The sequence below is a fragment of the Spirillospora sp. NPDC049024 genome, from assembly GCF_040649235.1.
Lineage (GTDB): Bacteria > Actinomycetota > Actinomycetes > Streptosporangiales > Streptosporangiaceae > Spirillospora.
On sequence record NZ_JBEZFD010000005.1, the window covers coordinates 284,648 to 301,623 of the forward strand.

At 73.1% G+C, this 16,976-nt stretch carries 12 protein-coding genes; 6 read left to right on the plus strand and 6 right to left on the minus strand.

Going from position 1 to position 16,976, the window contains the following annotated elements:
- Positions 1-13 precede the first annotated feature (13 nt).
- The 6 genes from AB0C21_RS11710 to AB0C21_RS11735 form a co-directional block, all read right to left on the minus strand.
- Entirely contained in the window at positions 14-1,321 is a 1,308-nt protein-coding gene (locus AB0C21_RS11710; RefSeq protein WP_500203981.1) for a cytochrome P450, read from the minus strand.
- A complete protein-coding gene (locus tag AB0C21_RS11715) occupies positions 1,318-1,953 on the minus strand; it encodes a GTP-binding protein (protein ID WP_500203982.1) in 636 nt (211 codons plus the stop codon). The genes AB0C21_RS11710 and AB0C21_RS11715 overlap by 4 nt, the downstream gene beginning before the upstream one ends.
- Positions 1,934-2,296, minus strand: coding sequence for a DUF742 domain-containing protein (locus AB0C21_RS11720; protein WP_500203983.1), 363 nt, complete (start codon positions 2,294-2,296; stop codon positions 1,934-1,936). Before AB0C21_RS11720 ends, AB0C21_RS11715 begins: the two co-directional genes overlap by 20 nt.
- Positions 2,293-2,697 (minus strand): roadblock/LC7 domain-containing protein, encoded by a 405-nt coding sequence (locus AB0C21_RS11725; RefSeq protein ID WP_500203984.1) that lies wholly within the window; start codon positions 2,695-2,697, stop codon positions 2,293-2,295. The genes AB0C21_RS11720 and AB0C21_RS11725 overlap by 4 nt, the downstream gene beginning before the upstream one ends.
- Before the next feature lie 130 nt (positions 2,698-2,827).
- Entirely contained in the window at positions 2,828-4,480 is a 1,653-nt protein-coding gene (locus tag AB0C21_RS11730; protein WP_500203985.1) for a sensor histidine kinase, read from the minus strand.
- A 242-nt stretch (positions 4,481-4,722) separates the two neighbouring features.
- A complete protein-coding gene (locus AB0C21_RS11735) occupies positions 4,723-5,943 on the minus strand; it encodes a cytochrome P450 family protein (RefSeq protein ID WP_500203986.1) in 1,221 nt (406 codons plus the stop codon).
- A gap of 354 nt (positions 5,944-6,297) precedes the next feature.
- Here AB0C21_RS11735 and AB0C21_RS11740 point away from each other — a divergent pair, with 354 nt between their 5' ends.
- From AB0C21_RS11740 to AB0C21_RS11765, 6 genes are all read left to right on the plus strand, one after another.
- Complete coding sequence (locus tag AB0C21_RS11740; RefSeq protein WP_353820647.1) at positions 6,298-7,086, plus strand: DeoR/GlpR family DNA-binding transcription regulator; 789 nt, start codon at positions 6,298-6,300, stop codon at positions 7,084-7,086.
- A 226-nt stretch (positions 7,087-7,312) separates the two neighbouring features.
- On the plus strand, positions 7,313-9,982 hold the full coding sequence (locus tag AB0C21_RS11745; RefSeq protein ID WP_500203987.1) for an alpha-L-rhamnosidase: 2,670 nt from the start codon (positions 7,313-7,315) through the stop codon (positions 9,980-9,982).
- A 79-nt stretch (positions 9,983-10,061) separates the two neighbouring features.
- Complete coding sequence (locus AB0C21_RS11750) at positions 10,062-11,342, plus strand: ABC transporter substrate-binding protein (RefSeq protein ID WP_500203988.1); 1,281 nt, start codon at positions 10,062-10,064, stop codon at positions 11,340-11,342.
- Positions 11,343-11,345: 3 nt separating this feature from the next.
- Entirely contained in the window at positions 11,346-12,317 is a 972-nt protein-coding gene (locus tag AB0C21_RS11755) for a carbohydrate ABC transporter permease (protein WP_500203989.1), read from the plus strand.
- Entirely contained in the window at positions 12,314-13,141 is an 828-nt protein-coding gene (locus AB0C21_RS11760; protein WP_149261511.1) for a carbohydrate ABC transporter permease, read from the plus strand. The genes AB0C21_RS11755 and AB0C21_RS11760 overlap by 4 nt, the downstream gene beginning before the upstream one ends.
- 103 nt (positions 13,142-13,244) lie before the next feature.
- Positions 13,245-16,943 (plus strand): glycosyl hydrolase, encoded by a 3,699-nt coding sequence (locus AB0C21_RS11765; protein WP_500203990.1) that lies wholly within the window; start codon positions 13,245-13,247, stop codon positions 16,941-16,943.
- Positions 16,944-16,976: the final 33 nt, after the last annotated feature.

A 16,976-nucleotide genomic window follows, 5' to 3' on the forward strand; every position in this document is an offset into this window, starting at 1 on the left:
ATGGGACGGCGTGTCAGAGGGGGCGGTGGGGGGTCAGGGCCGGGGTGAAGCGGACGGGGAGGGCGGCCAGGCGGCGGACCCAGAAGGACGGGAGCCACATGAGCTCGTCCGGTTTCACTGCGAGCTCCATGTCGGGAAGGCGGTCGAGCAGCACCTCGACCGCCGTCCTGGCGACGACCTCGGCGAGCTCCGGGGCGGGGTAGGGGCACCCGTGGTCGCCGTGGCCGAACGACAGGTGGGCGCGGTTGCCCGCGCCGGCGCCGTGCGCGGGCGGCGCGACCTGGGGGTCGGCGTTCGCCGCGGCCCAGCCCAGGATCAGCATGTCGCCCGGACGGATCCTGCGGCCGGCCAGCTCGCAGGAGCGCACGGCGAAGCGGCCGATGTTGTTCTGGGACGGCGTGTCCTCCCACAGCACCTGGTTGAGCGCCTGCGAGACGCTGCCGCGGCCGCCCTGGAGCGTCACGGCGAACTGCTCGTCCACCAGCATCAGCCGCAGCGTGTTGCCGATCCAGTGGCCGGTCGGCAGGTGCCCCGCGCTGATCATCGGGATCAGGTCGCTGACCAGCTCGTCGTCGGTGTAGCCGGCGGGGTGCCGCAGCAGGCGGGACGTCACGTCCGCGCCGGGGCGCGCCCTGCGGGTCTCGGCCAGCCGCCGCATGGTCTCCTGGAGCCGCCCGTAGGCCGCGACGGCGTTCTCGTCGGAGCCCGCGACGTCCTGGATGTCGCGGATCATGTCCGGCACCTCGGCGTCGGGGACGCCGAACAGCCCGACCATGACCAGCGGCGGGAGCCGGTCGGCGTACTGGGCGCCGAGGTCGGCCTCGCCGTCCCCGGCGAACTCGTCGATCAGGTGGTCGGCGACGCGCTCGCAGATGCCCGCGAGCTCGGTGCGGTCGACGGCGTCCAGCGCGTCGCTGATCGCCGCGCTGCGCCGGTGGTGCTCCTCGCCCTCGGCGAGCATCACCGAGGGGTTCCAGCCGACGAACGGCAGCAGCGACCAGTTCTCGGGGACCATGTCCCAGGCGTTCCAGCGGCGGGTGTCGCGCGCGAACAGGGCGGGGTTGCCGGTGACGTGGTTGACCTCCCGGTACCCGATGACGTACCAGGCGGGGATGTCGCCTTCGAGCAGGACGGGCACGACCGGGCCGTGCTCGCGCCGCATCCGTTCGAAGAAGTCCTTCGGCCGCTGGTCGAACTCCTCCCCGTACAGGCGGACGGCGTTCTCGTCGGCGGGCGGCCGGGTGCTCTCCTCGGACTGCCCGCTCGGCTCGGTCTCGTCGGTCGGCTCGGTCTCGTCGGTCTGCTCGGTCTCGTCGGTCACTGCGCGGCCTCCTGGAGCGCGGCGGGGTCGTGGAGGGTGGTGAGGTGCCGGACGAGCGTGATCAGCACGCTCTTGCAGGAGTCGCGGCTCCGGGCGTCGCAGTCGACCAGCGGAACGTCCGCGGACAGCGACAGCGCGTCGCGCACCAGGTCCAGCGGGGGGCGCGGCTCGGGGCCGTCGAACCGGTTGACCGCCACCACGAACGGCATCTCGTGGTGCTCCAGCCGGTCGAGCGGGTAGAAGGAGTCCTCCAGTCGGCGCGTGTCCACCAGCACGACGGCGCCCAGGCTGCCGGCGAACAGCTGGTCCCAGATGAACCAGAACCTTTGCTGGCCCGGCGCGCCGAACAGGTAGAGCACGCGGTGGGCGTCCAGGGAGATCCGGCCGAAGTCGAAGGCGACCGTGGTGGTGCGCTTGTCGGCGACGCGGCTCGGGTCGTCGATGCCGACGCCGGCCTTCGTCATGATCTCCTCGGTGCTCAGCGGGCGGATCTCGGAGATCGAGCCGACCATGGTGGTCTTCCCGACGCCGAACCCGCCCACGATCACGATCTTCAGCGCGTCCCGGACGCTGCGGCGCAGCGGCACGCCGCCCGCGGGGTCCGGTGCGCGGTCAGAGGGCTTTGAGTCCAACGAGCACCTCCTTCAGGGTCTCCAGGTCGGCGAGTTGCGTCGTCGCGGTGGCCGACGTCGGGTGGCGGACGGTGAGGTGGCCGGCGTCGCGCAGGTCGAGCACCAGGATCTTCACGACGCTGACCGGCAGCCGCAGATGGGAGGACAGCTCGACCACCGCCACCGGCTGGCGGCGGCACAGCCGCAGGATCGCGACGTGCTCGGACTGCATGCCCGGCGCCGGGTCGTTCTCGGCGACGACCAGCGTGACCAGGTCGAGGGCCGCGTCGTCGACCCGGCTGCGGCCGCCGGTCACGGTGTAGAGCCGGTCGGGGTCGTCGAGGTCCAGGGGGCGCGGCTTCATCTCGACGCGGACGTGCGCGGAGCCGCGGTCAGGTAGCCGCCGATCTGCTCCACCAGCTCGTTCATGCTGTGCCCGACCAGGCCGACGTCGGCGTCCTCGCCGGCCACGACCGCCAGGTGCGCGCCCTCCCCGGCCGGGATGATCAGCAGCAGCCCGCCGGCGAACTCCACCATCGACTGGCCGGCGCCGACGCCCCGGCCGAACTCGTGGGAGGCGGTCATGGACAGGCTCTGGATGCCCGAGGCGATGGCCGCGAGCTGGTCGGCCCTGTCGTCGTCCAGGCCGGGGGTGTGGCAGATCCTCAGCCCGTCCCGGGACAGCACCAGGACGTGCTGGACGCCGGGGGCACGCTCCGCGAGGGACGTCAGGAGCCAGTCGAGTCGGTGCTCATCGGTGCTCATCGAGATCACGGGGCGGCGTCCGCCGCAGGCGCGCGCCCCTGCCTCCTATCTGTCGATCCTGCGGTCCGGACGAGCGCCGGGACCGGTCGGCCCGGCGGCCGTCCGGGGACGGGCCGCCGAACCATGAGCCCTACTGGTCGGGGTCTTCGGTGGACGTGGTCTCGCTCCGACCGCCGCCGGACCCGGCGCCGCCGGGCATCCGGTGGCTCCCCGACGTCGACGCGCGGAACGCGGCGAACCGGGCACCCGGGTCGCGGGGCAGGGGAGGTGGCGCCTCCGGCTGCTCGACCGTCCCGGCGAGGGTGGCGCCGCGCCGGCGCTTCGGCAGGTAGGACGCGCCTTCGGAGGCGTCCGCGCCGGATGCCGCCGGTGCGGCGGACATGGCCGCCACGGGTTCGCGGGCGGGCCCGCCGGCGCTCCTCGGCCTGCCGCCGATGGACTCCGCCAGGGTGCCCGCCGCGGTCCCGCCGGGGGAGTGGGTGACGAGCTGCCGCGGGATCAGCATCACCACGCCGACGCCGCCGCGCGAGGACGGCCGGAAGCTCACCCGCAGGCCGTGCTTGCCCGCCAGCCGCCCGACCACCGCGAGGCCCAGCCGCGTGCCGGGCAGCGAGGTCAGGTCGGCGGTCTCGGAGATCAGCCGCTCGGCGCGCTCCCGCTCGCGCTGGCGCATCCCGAGCCCGCTGTCCTCGACGGTGATGACGACCCCGGCGTCCTCCTCCTCGGCGTAGACGTGCACGGCCGAGCCGTGCGGGGAGAAGTTGGCGGCGTTGTCCATCAGCTCGGCCAGCGCGTGCATGACGCCCTCGGCGGCGAACCCGGCGATGGCGGCGGTGCTGGTCGAGTGGTACTGGACGCGCTGGTAGGAGGCGATCCGCCCCATGGCGCCGCGGATGACGCTCTCCAGCTTGATGGGCTTGGTCCAGCGCCGCCCCGAGCGCCCGCCGCTGAGCAGCGCGATGCTGTCGGCCAGGCGCCCCATCTGGGAGACGTGGTGGTCGAGGTCGAGCAGGTCGCCGAAGACCTCGTCCTCGCTGTAGCGGTCCTCCAGCTCCCGGAGCCCGGCGAGCATGCGGGTCGTCTGCGCCTGGATCCGCGCCGCCGCGCTGGCGGAGGCCGCCATGGCCGCCGCCCGGGTGCGCTCCCCGCCGGCCACGTCGTCGGCGACCGAGCGGAGGAGCCGGTCGAGCGCCGGGTGCGCGGGCGCCGGGAACTCGGCCAGCACGGACGCGGCCGAGGCGCGGTCGCTCCGGATCCGCTCGACCAGGACGGGCAGCGTCGAGTCGGCCAGCCGGACGACCTCGTCCTCCAGGGCGGCCAGCTCGGCCCCGGCGCGGGCCGCGCGCCGCTCGCTCTCCGCCACGCCCTCGGCCACCCTGCGCACCAGGCGTCCCAGCAGGTGGTTCGGGACGGTCTGGAGCTCGGCGAGGGTCTCGTCCGGCGAGGCTCCGGCGTGGAGCCGCTCGATCAGTGCCGGGAGCGGTCCGTCGACCAGCTCCTGGAGCCTGCGCTCCAGGACGCCGCTCTCGGCCTCCACCCGGGCCAGCCGCTCGCGGGCGGCCCGCGCGCACTCGGCGTGGTAAGCGGCGACCCCTGCGGCGAGGCTCACCAGGAGCGCTCCCGCGCCGCCGCCCATCCCGACGACGGCGCGCGAGTTCTCGTCCACCGCCAGAAGTGCGCCCAGCCATGCGCCGCCGGTGACGATGGCTGCGATCAACCAGACCCAGAACGCGCGTTCCAGCGGGGCGCGCTCCATGCGGGCTCGATTCGCTTCTGTTGCCATCCTCGTGTCCTCGTGAGCGTCGGTGACTGGCGCGCAGGACTCCTCGACCCGTCGCACGGCGGCCATATCGGTATAAGGCGTGATAAGGATGCATCAAATCGCCTCGGCGCACAGGGGATCGCCAAAACCCGATGATCTTTGATGGCGGCGCGGCAGGTGAGCGCGTTGCGGCGGATTTCCAACGGCACGGCCGCGCGGGCTTCCGGTCCGGCGGGGCGGGCCGCCGGACCGGGGGCGGGGCGTCAGGGCCGGACGGGGCCGAGCGCGACCGGCAGGCTGAGGGGCCCGACCGTGAAGAACGAGGGCGAGTAGGGGATGTCGTCCGGGTCGATGGTGAGGGTGAGCTCCGGCAGCCGCCGGTACAGCGCGGCGAGCGCCAGCCGGCCTTCCAGGCGGGCCAGGGACGCGCCGATGCAGTAGCGGGGGCCGTGGCCGAAGCCGAGCCGCGCGCCGCGCTCACGGGTGATGTCGAACCGGTCCGCGCTTTCGCCGTGCTCCTCCGGGTCGAGGCCGCTCGCCTGGTAGACCACGCCGACCGCCTGCCCCGCAGGAATGCGGACCCCGGCGATGGTCACCTCCCGCGCGGTGAAGCGGAAGCTGGTCATCATCACCGAGTGCCGGTAGCGCAGGGTCTCCTCGACCACGTCGTCCCACCGCTCCTCGGCCCTGGCCAGTTCGAGCTGGTCGGGGTGCTGGGACAGCGCCACGATGGCGTGGCCGAGCAGGTGGACGGTGGTCTCGTGGCCGGCGACGAGCATCAGCCACAGCACGCCGACCAGCTCGTCGGTGGTGAGCCGGTCGCCCTCGTCGCCGGCCTGGACCAGGCCGGTGGTGAGGTCGTCCCCCGGCTCCGCGCGCTTCTTCTCCACCAGCCCGTGCAGGTAGGCCTGGAGGGCGTTCTGCGTCGCGAACGCCTCCTCGGGCGGGGTGGTGTGGGCGAGCAGCGCCGCGGTCCACTCGCGCACCCGGGGCCGGTCCTCGGCGGGGACGCCGAACAGCTCGCAGATCACCCACATCGGCAGCGCCTCGGTGAACGCGGGGACCAGGTCGACGCCGTCGCCCGCGGCCACGACGCCGTCGAGGAGGCCCTCCACGATCTGCCGGACGCGCGGCTCCAGCGCCTGCACCCGCGCGGGCGTGAACGCCTTGCCGACCAGCCCGCGCAGCCGCCGGTGGTCGTCGCCGTCCTTGGTGGACAGGTGGCCGCCCTGGACGATCGCGCGCAGCGGCCAGTCCTCGGGGATCGATCCGTCGTGCAGGGCGGGCCAGTGCCGCGGATCCCGCAGGAAGGTCCTGTTGTCGCCGGCGAGGATCTCCCGGACGGCATTGTGGGTCAATGCCAGGTAGGCGGGGACGCCGCCGGGGAACTCCACTTCGACCACCGGAGCGATCTCCCGCAGCCGTATGCAGGTGTCGAGCGGCGTTTCGTCCGCGGCGGGGAAGGAGGGCAGGGTCGTCGTCATTCCGTCCCATTCGAAGAGAGGCAAGTGACAGATGGCTTATCAATATCCCTTCTGATCATCACTCGGCAAGACAATCGGAAATTAGGCCATAAGCTGCTTCGTATGGTATTTGCGGTATTCGCAGGTGTTCTTGTGGGCGCTGGGCCGCGTGGGGCCCGCGGGACGGCCGCCGGAGGGCGCTGACCGGAGGAGGCCCGGCCGCGAAAAGGCCGGTCATGGTGCGGCGATCCGACGAGACGGGTCAACCCGACTGACCCTCGTGTTAACAAACCATCCGAACGTGTTACCTTGTGTGGCGCCCGGCCTCCGCCGACAGCCCCCCGTCGCGCGCGCCGGCCAGCGGGAGGTTCCGGCATGGGCAGGCAGAGCGCGGACGCGCGCGGACCTGAGCGACGCCGCCAGGACATCGCCGACATCGTCCTGTCCGCGGGCTCGGTCTCCGCCGCGGGGCTCGCCGAGCGCTTCGGCGTCAGCCTCATGACGATCCACCGCGACCTCGACGAGCTGGAGCGGCAGGGCGTCGTCCGCAAGCACCGCGGCGGGGTGACCGCGCAGCCGTCCGGGGTGTTCGAGAGCAACGTCGCCTACCGGATGAAGTCGATGCGGCCCGCCAAGGACGCCATCGCCGCGCGGGCCGCCGAGATGGTCGAGCCGGGCATGGCGGTCATGCTCGACGACTCCACCACGGCCCTGGCGCTGGCCCGCCGGCTGGCCGGGGCGGCCCCGCTGACGGTCGTCACCAACTTCCTGCAGGCCATCAACCTGCTGTCCGGCGAGCGCGACATCCGGCTGATGGCGCTCGGCGGCGACTACGACCCGCTGCACGACTCGTTCCTCGGGGTCTCGTGCGTGGACGCGATCGAGGCGCTCAACGTCGACCTGTGCTTCGTGTCGACGTCCGCGGTCTCCGGCGGGTTCGCCTACCACCAGGAGCAGCGCATCGTCTCGGTGAAGCGCGCCATGCTCGGCGCGGCCGCCCGCAGCGTGCTGCTGATCGACCACTCGAAGCTCAGCCGGGTGGCGCTCCACCGGGTCGCGCCGCTGTCGGCGTTCGACCGCGTCATCGTCGACGACGGCGCCGACGCGGACGCGCTGCGCGGGCTCGACGAGCACAAGGTGGCCTACGAGCTGGCGGCGACCTGACCGGCGCCCGCCGGTGACGGGCGCCCGCGGGGCGCCCGCGGGCCTGCCGCCGCATGCGCACATCGCTCGCATCGGCGGTGCCGAATCGGGCGGATCCAGGACCTTGACACCCTGATCAGGGCCCTTCTACTCTCAAGCTCACATTTTTCACCGTTATCTTCACAGTCCACCTTGTTGGGATTGCGATCGGAGTGGGCGAGTGGCGGGTTCCCCGAGCCGAGGCCCGGTGCCGTACGGCCTTCGCTGCGAGCACCGGGCGGAGCCGCTCGGGATCGACGAGCCCGAGCCGCTGCTGTCGTGGCGGCTGTCCTCCGGCCGGCGCGGGGACGCGCCCGGCGGGTTCCGGGTACGGGTCCGCGCCGAGGACGGCGCCCAGGTCTGGGACTCGGGCCCCGTGGACGATCCGTCCGCCGTCTCCGTCCGCTACGGAGGCCCCGCGCTGCGGCCCCGCACCCGCTACCGCTGGACGGCCGAGGTCACCGGCACGGACGGCGCCACCGCGCGGGAGGAGTCCTGGTTCGAGACCGGGATGCTGAGCCCGTCCGCATGGTCCGCCGCCTGGATCACGCACGACCCGTCCGTCCAGGACGTGGTGGACGCGCCGGAGGAGGGCGAGGTCGCCCTCGCCGACCACGGCCTCCAGCCGGCCGTCCGGCTGCGCAAGGCGTTCGAGGCCCCCGCCGCACCGGTCGCCGCGCGGCTCTACGTCACCGCGCGCGGCCTGTACGAGATCCGCGTGAACGGGACGCGGGTCGGGGACGCCGAACTCGCTCCCGGCTGGACGGACTACCGCGACCGCATCGACTACCAGGTGTACGACATCACCGGCCTGGTCCGGACCGGCGCGAACATGCTGGCCGCCACGATCGCGGACGGCTGGTGGAGCGGGTTCGTCGGCTTCGACGAGCGCCGCTCGGGCGCGCATTACGGAACGTTCCCGCAACTGCTGGCCGAGCTCCACCTCGTGCACGCCGACGGCTCCACCGACGTCGTCGCGACCGGCGGCGACTGGCAGAGCGCGCGGTCGCCCGTCCGGTACGCCGACCTGCTGATGGGGGAGTGCCACGACCTGCGCCGCGAGACCCCCGGGTGGGACCTGCCGGACGGTGGTCGCGATGGCGAAGGATGGCGGGCCGCGTGGGTCGCCGCCACCGACCGGAGCCGGCTCACGGCGTCGGTCGCGCCGCCTGTCCGCGCCGTCCGCGAGCTGCCGGCGCGGACGGTCACCCCGCTCGCGGGCGGAGGGTTCCTGGTCGACTTCGGGCAGAACTTCGCCGGCCGCGTCCGGCTCACCGCGCGCGGCCTGGCCCTCGGCGACCGGGTCGTCATCAGGCACGGCGAGGCCCTGGACGAGGCGGGCGCGCTCTACACCGCCAACCTGCGCACCGCCGACGCGACGGACGTGCTGATCGCGGGCGGGGACGCCGAGACCGTCTTCGAACCGCGCTTCACCTACCACGGGTTCCGGTACGCGGAGGTGACCGGCCTGAGCGCGCTCGACGCGGGCGACATCACCGGCGTGGTGCTGCACAGCGACACGCCCTGGGCGGGGGAGTTCACCTGCTCCGACCCCGACGTCGACCGCCTCCACGAGGCGATCTCCTGGGGGCAGCGCTCCAACTTCGTCGGCGTCCCGACCGACTGCCCGCAGCGCGACGAGCGGCTCGGCTGGCTGGCCGACGCGCAGGTCTTCCTGCCGACCGCCTGCCTCAACGCCGACGTGGCCGCCTTCTTCGACGGCTGGCTGCGCGAGGTGCGGGGCGCGCAGTCGCCGGACGGGGCGTTCGGCAACGTGGCGCCGAGGCTCGCGGGGGTGTCCGACGAGGGCGCGCCCGGCTGGGGAGACGCGGGCGTCCTCGTCCCCTGGCACCTCTACCGCGTCTACGGGGACGAGCGCTTCCTGGAGCGCAACCTCGACGCCATGTGCGCCTGGGTCGACCACGTCCACCGGCACAACCCCGACCTCGTGTGGACCAACCGCACGGGTCCGCACTTCGCCGACTGGCTCGCGCCCACCCCGACGCCGCGCGACGTCCTCGCCACCGCCTACTTCGCCCGCAGCGCCGCGCTGACGGCGCGCGCCGCCGAGGTCGTCGGCTCGGAGGAGGCCGCGGCGCGGTACGGCGCGCTCGCCGCCCACGTCCGCAAGACGTTCACCGAGCGGTTCGTGTCGGCGGACGGGCGGGTCCACGGCGACACCCAGACCGCCTACCTGCTGGCCCTCGCGTTCGAGCTCCTCCCGGACGACCTGGTCCCGGGCGCGGTGCGGCGCCTCGCCGAACTGGTCGAGGAGGCCGGGCCCGGACTCACCACCGGGTTCCTCGGCGTGGGTCTGATCGCGCCGGTCCTCGACGCGCACGGCCGCGCGGACCTCGCGCACGCGCTGCTGCGCCGCACCGACCCGCCGTCCTGGCTGTACCCGCTGCGGCACGGCGCGACCACCGTGTGGGAGCGCTGGGACGGCTACACCCCCGAGCGCGGGTTCCAGGCCGCGGCGATGAACTCCTTCAACCACTACGCGCTCGGCTCGGTCGGCGAGTGGCTGTACCGGGGCGTCGCCGGCCTCGACCAGGCGCCCGGCTCCACGGGCTACCGCGAGCTGCTGATACGGCCTAGGCCCGGCGCCCTCAGCGCGGCGAGCGCGCGGTACGAGTCGGTGCGCGGGCTCGTCTCCACCGGCTGGACCCGCCGCGACGGCGTGTTCGAACTGCGGGTGGCGGTCCCCCCGGGGGCGACCGCCACCGTCCACATCCCCACCGACGACCCGGCCGGTGTGCGGGAGGGCGGGACACCGGTGGCGGACGCCCCCGGAGTGTCGGTCGCCGGAACGGGGCCGAGGGAGCTGCGCTGCCGGATCGGCTCCGGGGACTACCGCTTCACGGCGGCCCTTCAATGACGTCCGTTCCCGCGCGGGACGGCCGCGGCCGGGACCGCCACCACCCCGGCGGTCCGCGCCGCGAACGCTAGGAGGAAAGATGACATCGTCGTTCGAGAGGGCGGCCCTCAGCCGCCGCGGATTCCTGCGGCTGTCCGGCGGGGCCGCCGCCGCGGCCGCGCTGCCGCTGGGCCTCGCCGCCTGCGGAGGGTCGTCGGGCGGCTCGGGAACCCTGCGCCTGGTGGGCGTCGCCGACCAGCAGAAGGCGCTCGACCTGCTCACCAAGGCCTACACCAAGGCCAAGTTCAGCACGTCGTTCGCGCCGACCGACCAGGTGCAGACCTCGGTGCGCACCCAGCTCGGCGCGGGCAACGCCCCCGACCTGCACGTGGTCTACCCGGGCAACGGCAGCGCCATGAGCATGGCGCAGATCGCCCAGGCCGGGCTGCTCGCCGACCTGAGCGACCAGGCGTGGACGAAGAAGATCCCGGCGAGCCTGAAGCCGGCGTTCCAGAAGGACGGCAAGACCTTCATCTACTCGGCCGGGTCGAGCGTCATCGGCGCGATCTACAACAAGAAGGCCTTCGCCAAGGCCGGAGTGGAGCCGCCGAAGACCTGGAGCGAGTTCCTCGACGTCTGCGAGAAGCTCAAGAAGAAGGGCACGGTCCCGATCGCGCTCGGCGCGCAGACCCCCTGGATCACGCAGCTGATCACCTACGCGCTGGTGCCGTCCACCGTGTACGCCAAGAACCCGCAGTTCGACGCCCAGATGCAGGCGGGCACGGCGTCCTTCGCCAAGTCCGGCTGGGTGGACGCGCTGAACATGTACCTGGACCTGCAGAAGCGCGGGTACTTCAACGACAACCCCAACGGCACCACCTTCGAGCAGGCGACGTCCATGGTCGCGACCGGCAAGGCCGCCATGGCGATCCAGGTGTCGGCCGTCCTGCCAGACTTCCGCAAGGCCGCACCGGACGCCGCCGACCTGTCGATGTTCCCGGTGCCCGCGGCGGACGACCCGGCGCAGGTGCGGATCCCCGCCGGGGTCGTCGTCGGGCTCGGCGTCAGCGCCCGCAGCAAGAACAAGGACGCCGCCGAGAAGTTCATCGAGTTCCTCGGCGAGCAGCAGAACATCAACCGCTGGGCCGAGGCCGTCGCGTGCGTCCCGCTCGTCCGCGACTCCTCCTCCAAGATCGACCCGGTGCTGGAGCCGTTCCTGCCGTACCTGGACGGCGACAGGGCCGACCCGTTCATGGACCAGGCGTGGCCGAACGCCGAGGTGCAGCCCGCCCACTTCGCGCTGGTCCAGGAGCTGCTCGCGGGCAAGACCACGGTCGCCGCGGGGCTGGCCAAGCTGGACGAGACCTACCGGAAGAAGTAGCCCGTGTCCCCGACCGCACGTCCGGCACCGGCCGCCTCGGCGGCCGGTGCCGCGGGCCCTCCCGAGCGCGGGGCCCGCCGCCCGGCGCCGTCCCGCCGCAGGCGAGGCGGCTTCCTGACCCCGCCGTGGTGGTTCGCGGCGCCCGCCCTGCTGGTGTACGCGCTGATCGTCCTCTACCCGAGCGCGAGCGGGATCGTGTACGCCTTCACCGACTGGAACGGCATCGGCGACCGGTCGTTCGTCGGCATCGACAACTTCGAGCGCCTGCTGCGGGACGACGCCGCGCGCGGCTCCCTGGTCAACACGCTGCTGCTGACGGTCGCGATCGTGTTCGTCCAGAACGGCATCGGACTGCTGCTCGCCCTGGGCGTGCACGCGCGCATCAAGTCGCGCACCGTGCTGCGGGTCGTCTTCTTCGCGCCCGCCGTCGTCAGCCCCGTGATGGTGGCGTTCCTGTGGAAGTACGTCTACAACCCGGCGCCGGACGCGGGGCTCAACGGCATCCTCGGCGCGGTGGGCCTCGGCTCGCTGCGCCAGGACTGGCTCGGCGACCCCTCGCTGGCGCTGTGGTCGGTGGCCGGCATGGTGATCTGGCAGTTCGCCGGCTACTCCATGGTCATCTTCCTCGCCGGGCTGGAGGGCGTGCCCGCGGAGCTGCACGAGGCCGCGATGATCGACGGCGCGGGACGGTTCCAGCGGTTCCGCAGCGTGACCTGGCCGCTGCTCGCCCCCGCCGTCACGATCAACGTGATGCTGTCCACGATCGGCGGGCTCAAGCTGTTCGACCAGGTCTACGCGGCCACGAGCGGCGGGCCCGGGCACGCCAGCGAGACGCTCTCGACCGTCCTGTACAAGCAGGCGTTCGTCTTCGGCAACTACGGCTACAGCACCGCGATCGCGCTGGTGCTGGCGCTGTTCGTCGCCGCGGTCTCGCTGATCCAGATCCGTTACCTGCGCGGCCGGGAGGTGGCATGAGCCTGCGCTACGGAGTGCGCACGTTCGCCCTGGAGATCGTGATGATCGCGGTCGCGGTGGCGTTCCTGTTCCCGGTGTACGCGCTCATCACGCTGTCGATGAAGGACAAGCAGCAGATCGCGTCGGCGCCGCTGTCCCCGCCGACGTCGCCGACGTTCGGCAACTACTCCGACGCCTGGTCGCGGGCGTCGCTGGGGTCGGCGCTGCTGAACAGCACCGTGATCACGGTGGCGAGCCTGGTGGCGCTCATCGCGATCGGGGCGTTCGCCGCCTACTTCCTCGCCCGCTGCGCCTCGCGGCTCGGCTACACGCTGTACGTGCTGTTCCTGCTCGGCATCGTGCTGCCGTTCCAGCTCGGGATGATCCCGCTGTTCAAGCTCGCCGACTCGGCGGGCCTGCTCGGCACCTACCAGGGAATGATCATCTTCTACACCGGCATCCAGCTGCCGTTCACGATCTTCCTGTACACCGGGTTCATCCGGGCGCTGCCGGGCGACTACGCCAACGCGGCGCTGATCGACGGCGCGGGCCACCTCCAGGCCTTCACCCGGGTCGTGTTCCCGCTGCTGCGGCCGATCACCGGCACGGTGCTGATCCTCAACGCCGTGTTCATCTGGAACGACTTCTTCACCCCGCTGCTGTACCTGGGCGGCTCGGCGCGCGAGACGGTCCCGGTGCGGATCTTCGCGTTCGTCGGCCAGTACGTCTCGGACTACGGCCTGGTCTTCGCCGGCCTGGTCCTCGCCGCCCTCCCGATCCTCGCGATCTTCCTGGTCTTGCAGAGGTATGTCATTAAGGGCTTTGCGAGCGGGCTCAAGGGATGAGCGGAGCGAACCGGGGGGTGCGGGGGGTCGTCCCCCCGCAAGGAGCAGGGATGAGCGGAGCGAACCGGGGGGTGCGGGGGGTCGTCCCCCGCAGGGAGCAGGGATGAGCGGAGCGAACCGGGGGGTGCGGGGGCTTTCGGGGCGGTTGCGGGCGGTGCTGGATGCGCCGCCGCGGGCGTTCTCGCCTGCGCCGATCTGGTGGTGGAGCGGGGAGCGACTCGATCGGCGGCGGTTGCGCGAGCAGCTCGAACGGTTCGTCGACGGCGGCGTCCACAACCTGGTCGTGCTGAACCTCGCGCCGTCCGGCCCGATGTTCGGCGCGGATGCCGACGATCCGGCGTTCTTCTCCCCCGCGTGGTGGGACCTGCTGGACGGCGTCTGCGACGACGCCGCCGAACTGGGCGTCTCGCTCTGGTTCTACGACCAGCTCGGCTTCTCCGGCGCCGATCTTCAAGCGCGCCTGGTGCGCGACGTCCCGGGGTATGCGGGACGGTGGCTCCGCCCGGACGGGACGGCGGACGTGCGCGGCTTCGACTACCTGTCGGGGGAGGCGTGCGCGGAACTCCTCGACCGCGTGCACGGCGAGTTCGCCCGGCGGCTGGGGCACCGGCTCGGCAATGTGATCGTCGGGTCGTTCCAGGACGAGCTGCCGTCGCTGCCGACCTGGTCGGAGACGTTCGCCGGCGAGTTCGAGCGGCGCCGCGGCTACGACCTGGCACCGCACCTCGGGACGTTGTGGGGGAGCGGGGACGGGGACGCCTTCCGGATCCGCCGCGACTACCACCTCACCCGCGCCGAACTGGCCGAGGAGGCGTTCTTCCGGCCGCTGGCCGAATGGCACGAGCGGTTCGGCCTGCTGCACGGCTGCGACCAGCAGGATCCGGCGCGGGCCGGGCATCCCGTGGACGGGGTCAGGCTGTACGCCGACTACGCGCGCACGCACCGCTGGTTCGGCGCCCCGGGATCCGACCACCACGGCGACGCCCGCATCCACTCCTCGCTCGCGCACCTGTACGGCCGGGACCGCACCTGGATCGAGGCGTTCCATTCCAGCGGCTGGGGCGGGACGCTGGAGGAGACGTTCGACTGGCTGCTGCCGTGGCTGCGGTCCGGGGCGACCCTCTACAACCCGCACGCCGTCTACTACACGACCAAGGCGGGCTGGTGGGAGTGGGCGCCGCCGTCCACCGACTGGCGCCAGCCCTACTGGCGGCACCACCGCGTCTTCGCGGACGCGGTCACGAGGTTGTGCTCCGCCCTCTCGCTGGGACGGCACGTGTGCGAGGTGGCGGTGCTGTTCCCGACCGCGACCGCGCAGGCCGGGACGCGGCTCGACGGCGTGGAACCGGACGCGGCCCGCGCCCAGGACGTCTACCGGGACCTGGTCGGCGACATGGCCTGGTTCCGGATGGTGCCCGGCGCGCTCGACCGGCTGGGGATCGACGCCGATGTCGTGGACGACGACTCGGTGCGGCGGGCCACGGTCGCGAAGGGGCGGCTGGAGGTCGCCGACGAGTCGTACGGGGTCGTCGTTCTCCCGTCCTGCACCGTGCTCGAAGGGGAGACGGCGCGGAGGCTGGCCGCGTTCGCCGAGCACGGCGGACGTGTCGTCGCGGTCGGCGCGCCGCCCCGCCGAGGAGTCGGGGACCTGAACGCCGATGAGGCGGTGGCCCGGCTCCGCGCCGTGCTGGAGATCGTGCCCGACGCCGGCGCTCTCGGCCAGGCCCTCGCCGGGGTGGGCCGGGTGGACGCGGCGGTGCCCGCGCTCGTCCGGGAGGTCGACGGGACCACGGTGGTGTTCCTGACGGCCGCGCCGTCGATGGCCAGCCGCGTGTCGGTGGGACGGCCCGACGAGCGCGGAGCCGACCTCGGCTGGCTCGACGTGACCTACGACTTCGATCCCGACCGGTACCTGCGGGACATGCGGGTGCGGGTCCGCGGCGTGACCGGCCCGGCGTTCGTCGCGAGTCCGTTCGGGGGCCCGCCGCGCCCGCTGGAGACGCGCGCGGTGGACGGGACGTCCGTCGAGGTGGTCGTGCCGTTCGACGACGGGCCCGCCGCGCTGCTCCTCTTCCCCGGCGGCGAGGAAGCCGCCGCCGAAGAACTGCCCGCCGCGCCCGAGGAGACCGTGCTCGATCTCGGCACGTCCTGGGCGGTGGACCTGGTCCCCACCCTCGACAACACCTGGGGCGACTTCGCCCGGCCCGCCGGAGACGACGTCCCGCTGGAGTGCTGGACCATGAGCCACCGGACGGACGAGGAGACGGAGTGGTCCGCCGCGCACGCCACGTTCGGTCCCCACGTCGTGTGGAGCAGGGAGGGGGAGGAGGAATGGCGGCCCTTCGTGTATTCCGACTCCCGGGGCATCCGCAAGGACACCTTGCACCGCGCCTTCCTCGGGCCGAAGGGGCACGTCCCTGAAGAGTTCCTCGACTTCGGCGAGGTCAAGGCCGGGGACGCGGTCGTGCTCCGGACCCGCCTGACCGTGCCCGGCGAAGGCGGCTTCGTGGCCGTGGGCGCGGCCGCCGCCAAGACGCTGCGGATCGACGGCGCCACCGTCCCGCTTGACGACCAGGGCTACCTGGCCATTGCCGAGACCCACGTTCCCGCAGGTGAACACGACGTCGAGGTCAGGCTCGTCCCCGAAGAGGACGTGCGGCTGCGCGCCCACTTCGCCGTGGTCGCCGACCGCGACCGCTATCGGCGGCCGGAGTGGATCACTGCGGCGGGCCCGTCGCGGCCCGGGGCAGAGATCACGCTCAGCGTCCCCCTCCCGGCGTCCACCGCCGGAGCGGTGCTCCAGGTCGCCTCGGCGGCGCCCTGCCGCGTCCTCGTCGACGGCGAGGAGATCGGACGGCAAGGAGGGTTCGACCCGTACGCCGAGCAGGAGGTCCCGCGCGTCGGCCGCTACCGCGTGACGGGCGGGGAACTGGCTCTCGTCCTCACCGAGGGCGGCCCGCCCCCCGCGGTCCTCGTGGACGGCCCGGTCGTGTCCGGCACCGGCTGGACCGCGGCGCGCGACGGCGTCCCCGTGCCCGTCGCGGCACGGCGCGCCCAGTACGGCGACCCCGCGTCCCTGCACCTGCACCGGCGTCCCCACCCGCTCCCCGGCGCGACGTGGCTGGAGGACGATCCGGAAACGGGCGCCGTCCTCCCGGCAACGCTTGCCATGCCGGACGCGGCGCCGCAGACGGAAAGGCTGCGTTTCGCCGTCCCGCCCGGCGCGACACGTATGCACGTCGACGTTCGCGGTGAACTTCTGGAGGCGACCCTGGACGGCGAGCCCTTGCAACCGGCCCCGGAGATGCCGCTGCCGGCTCCGGCAGCGTCACCAAGCCGGACGGCGGAACTGCGCATCCGAACGCTCCCCGGCCATCAAGCGGGCGCGGCACTCGCGGGTCCGGTGCGTTTCACGGCGGGACCGGGCACGATCGAGTTGGGCGACTGGGAGGACGCGGGACTCGCCGGGTACAGCGGCGCCGTCCGCTACCGGCGCACGCTCCGCCTTTCGGTGCCCCAGGCCGCCGCGACGCTCGACCTCGGCCGGGTGCGCGGCACCGCCGAAGCCACCGTCAACGGCACCACCGCCGGAGTGCGCATCTGCGCCCCGTACCGCTTCGACGTCGGCGCGGCCCTGCGCGAGGGCGACAACGAGATCGACATCCTCGTCTGCGGGACCCTGGCGCCCTACCTCGACGAGGTGAGCCCCACCCACTTCGTCTTCCCGGGCCAGCGGGCCTCGGGACTCTACGGCCCGGTCCGCCTTCTGCTGGAGGTACCGGCCGGCCGCGGCACCGACTGAGCGGGACGGTCGGGCCGCGGCGGCCGGTACCCG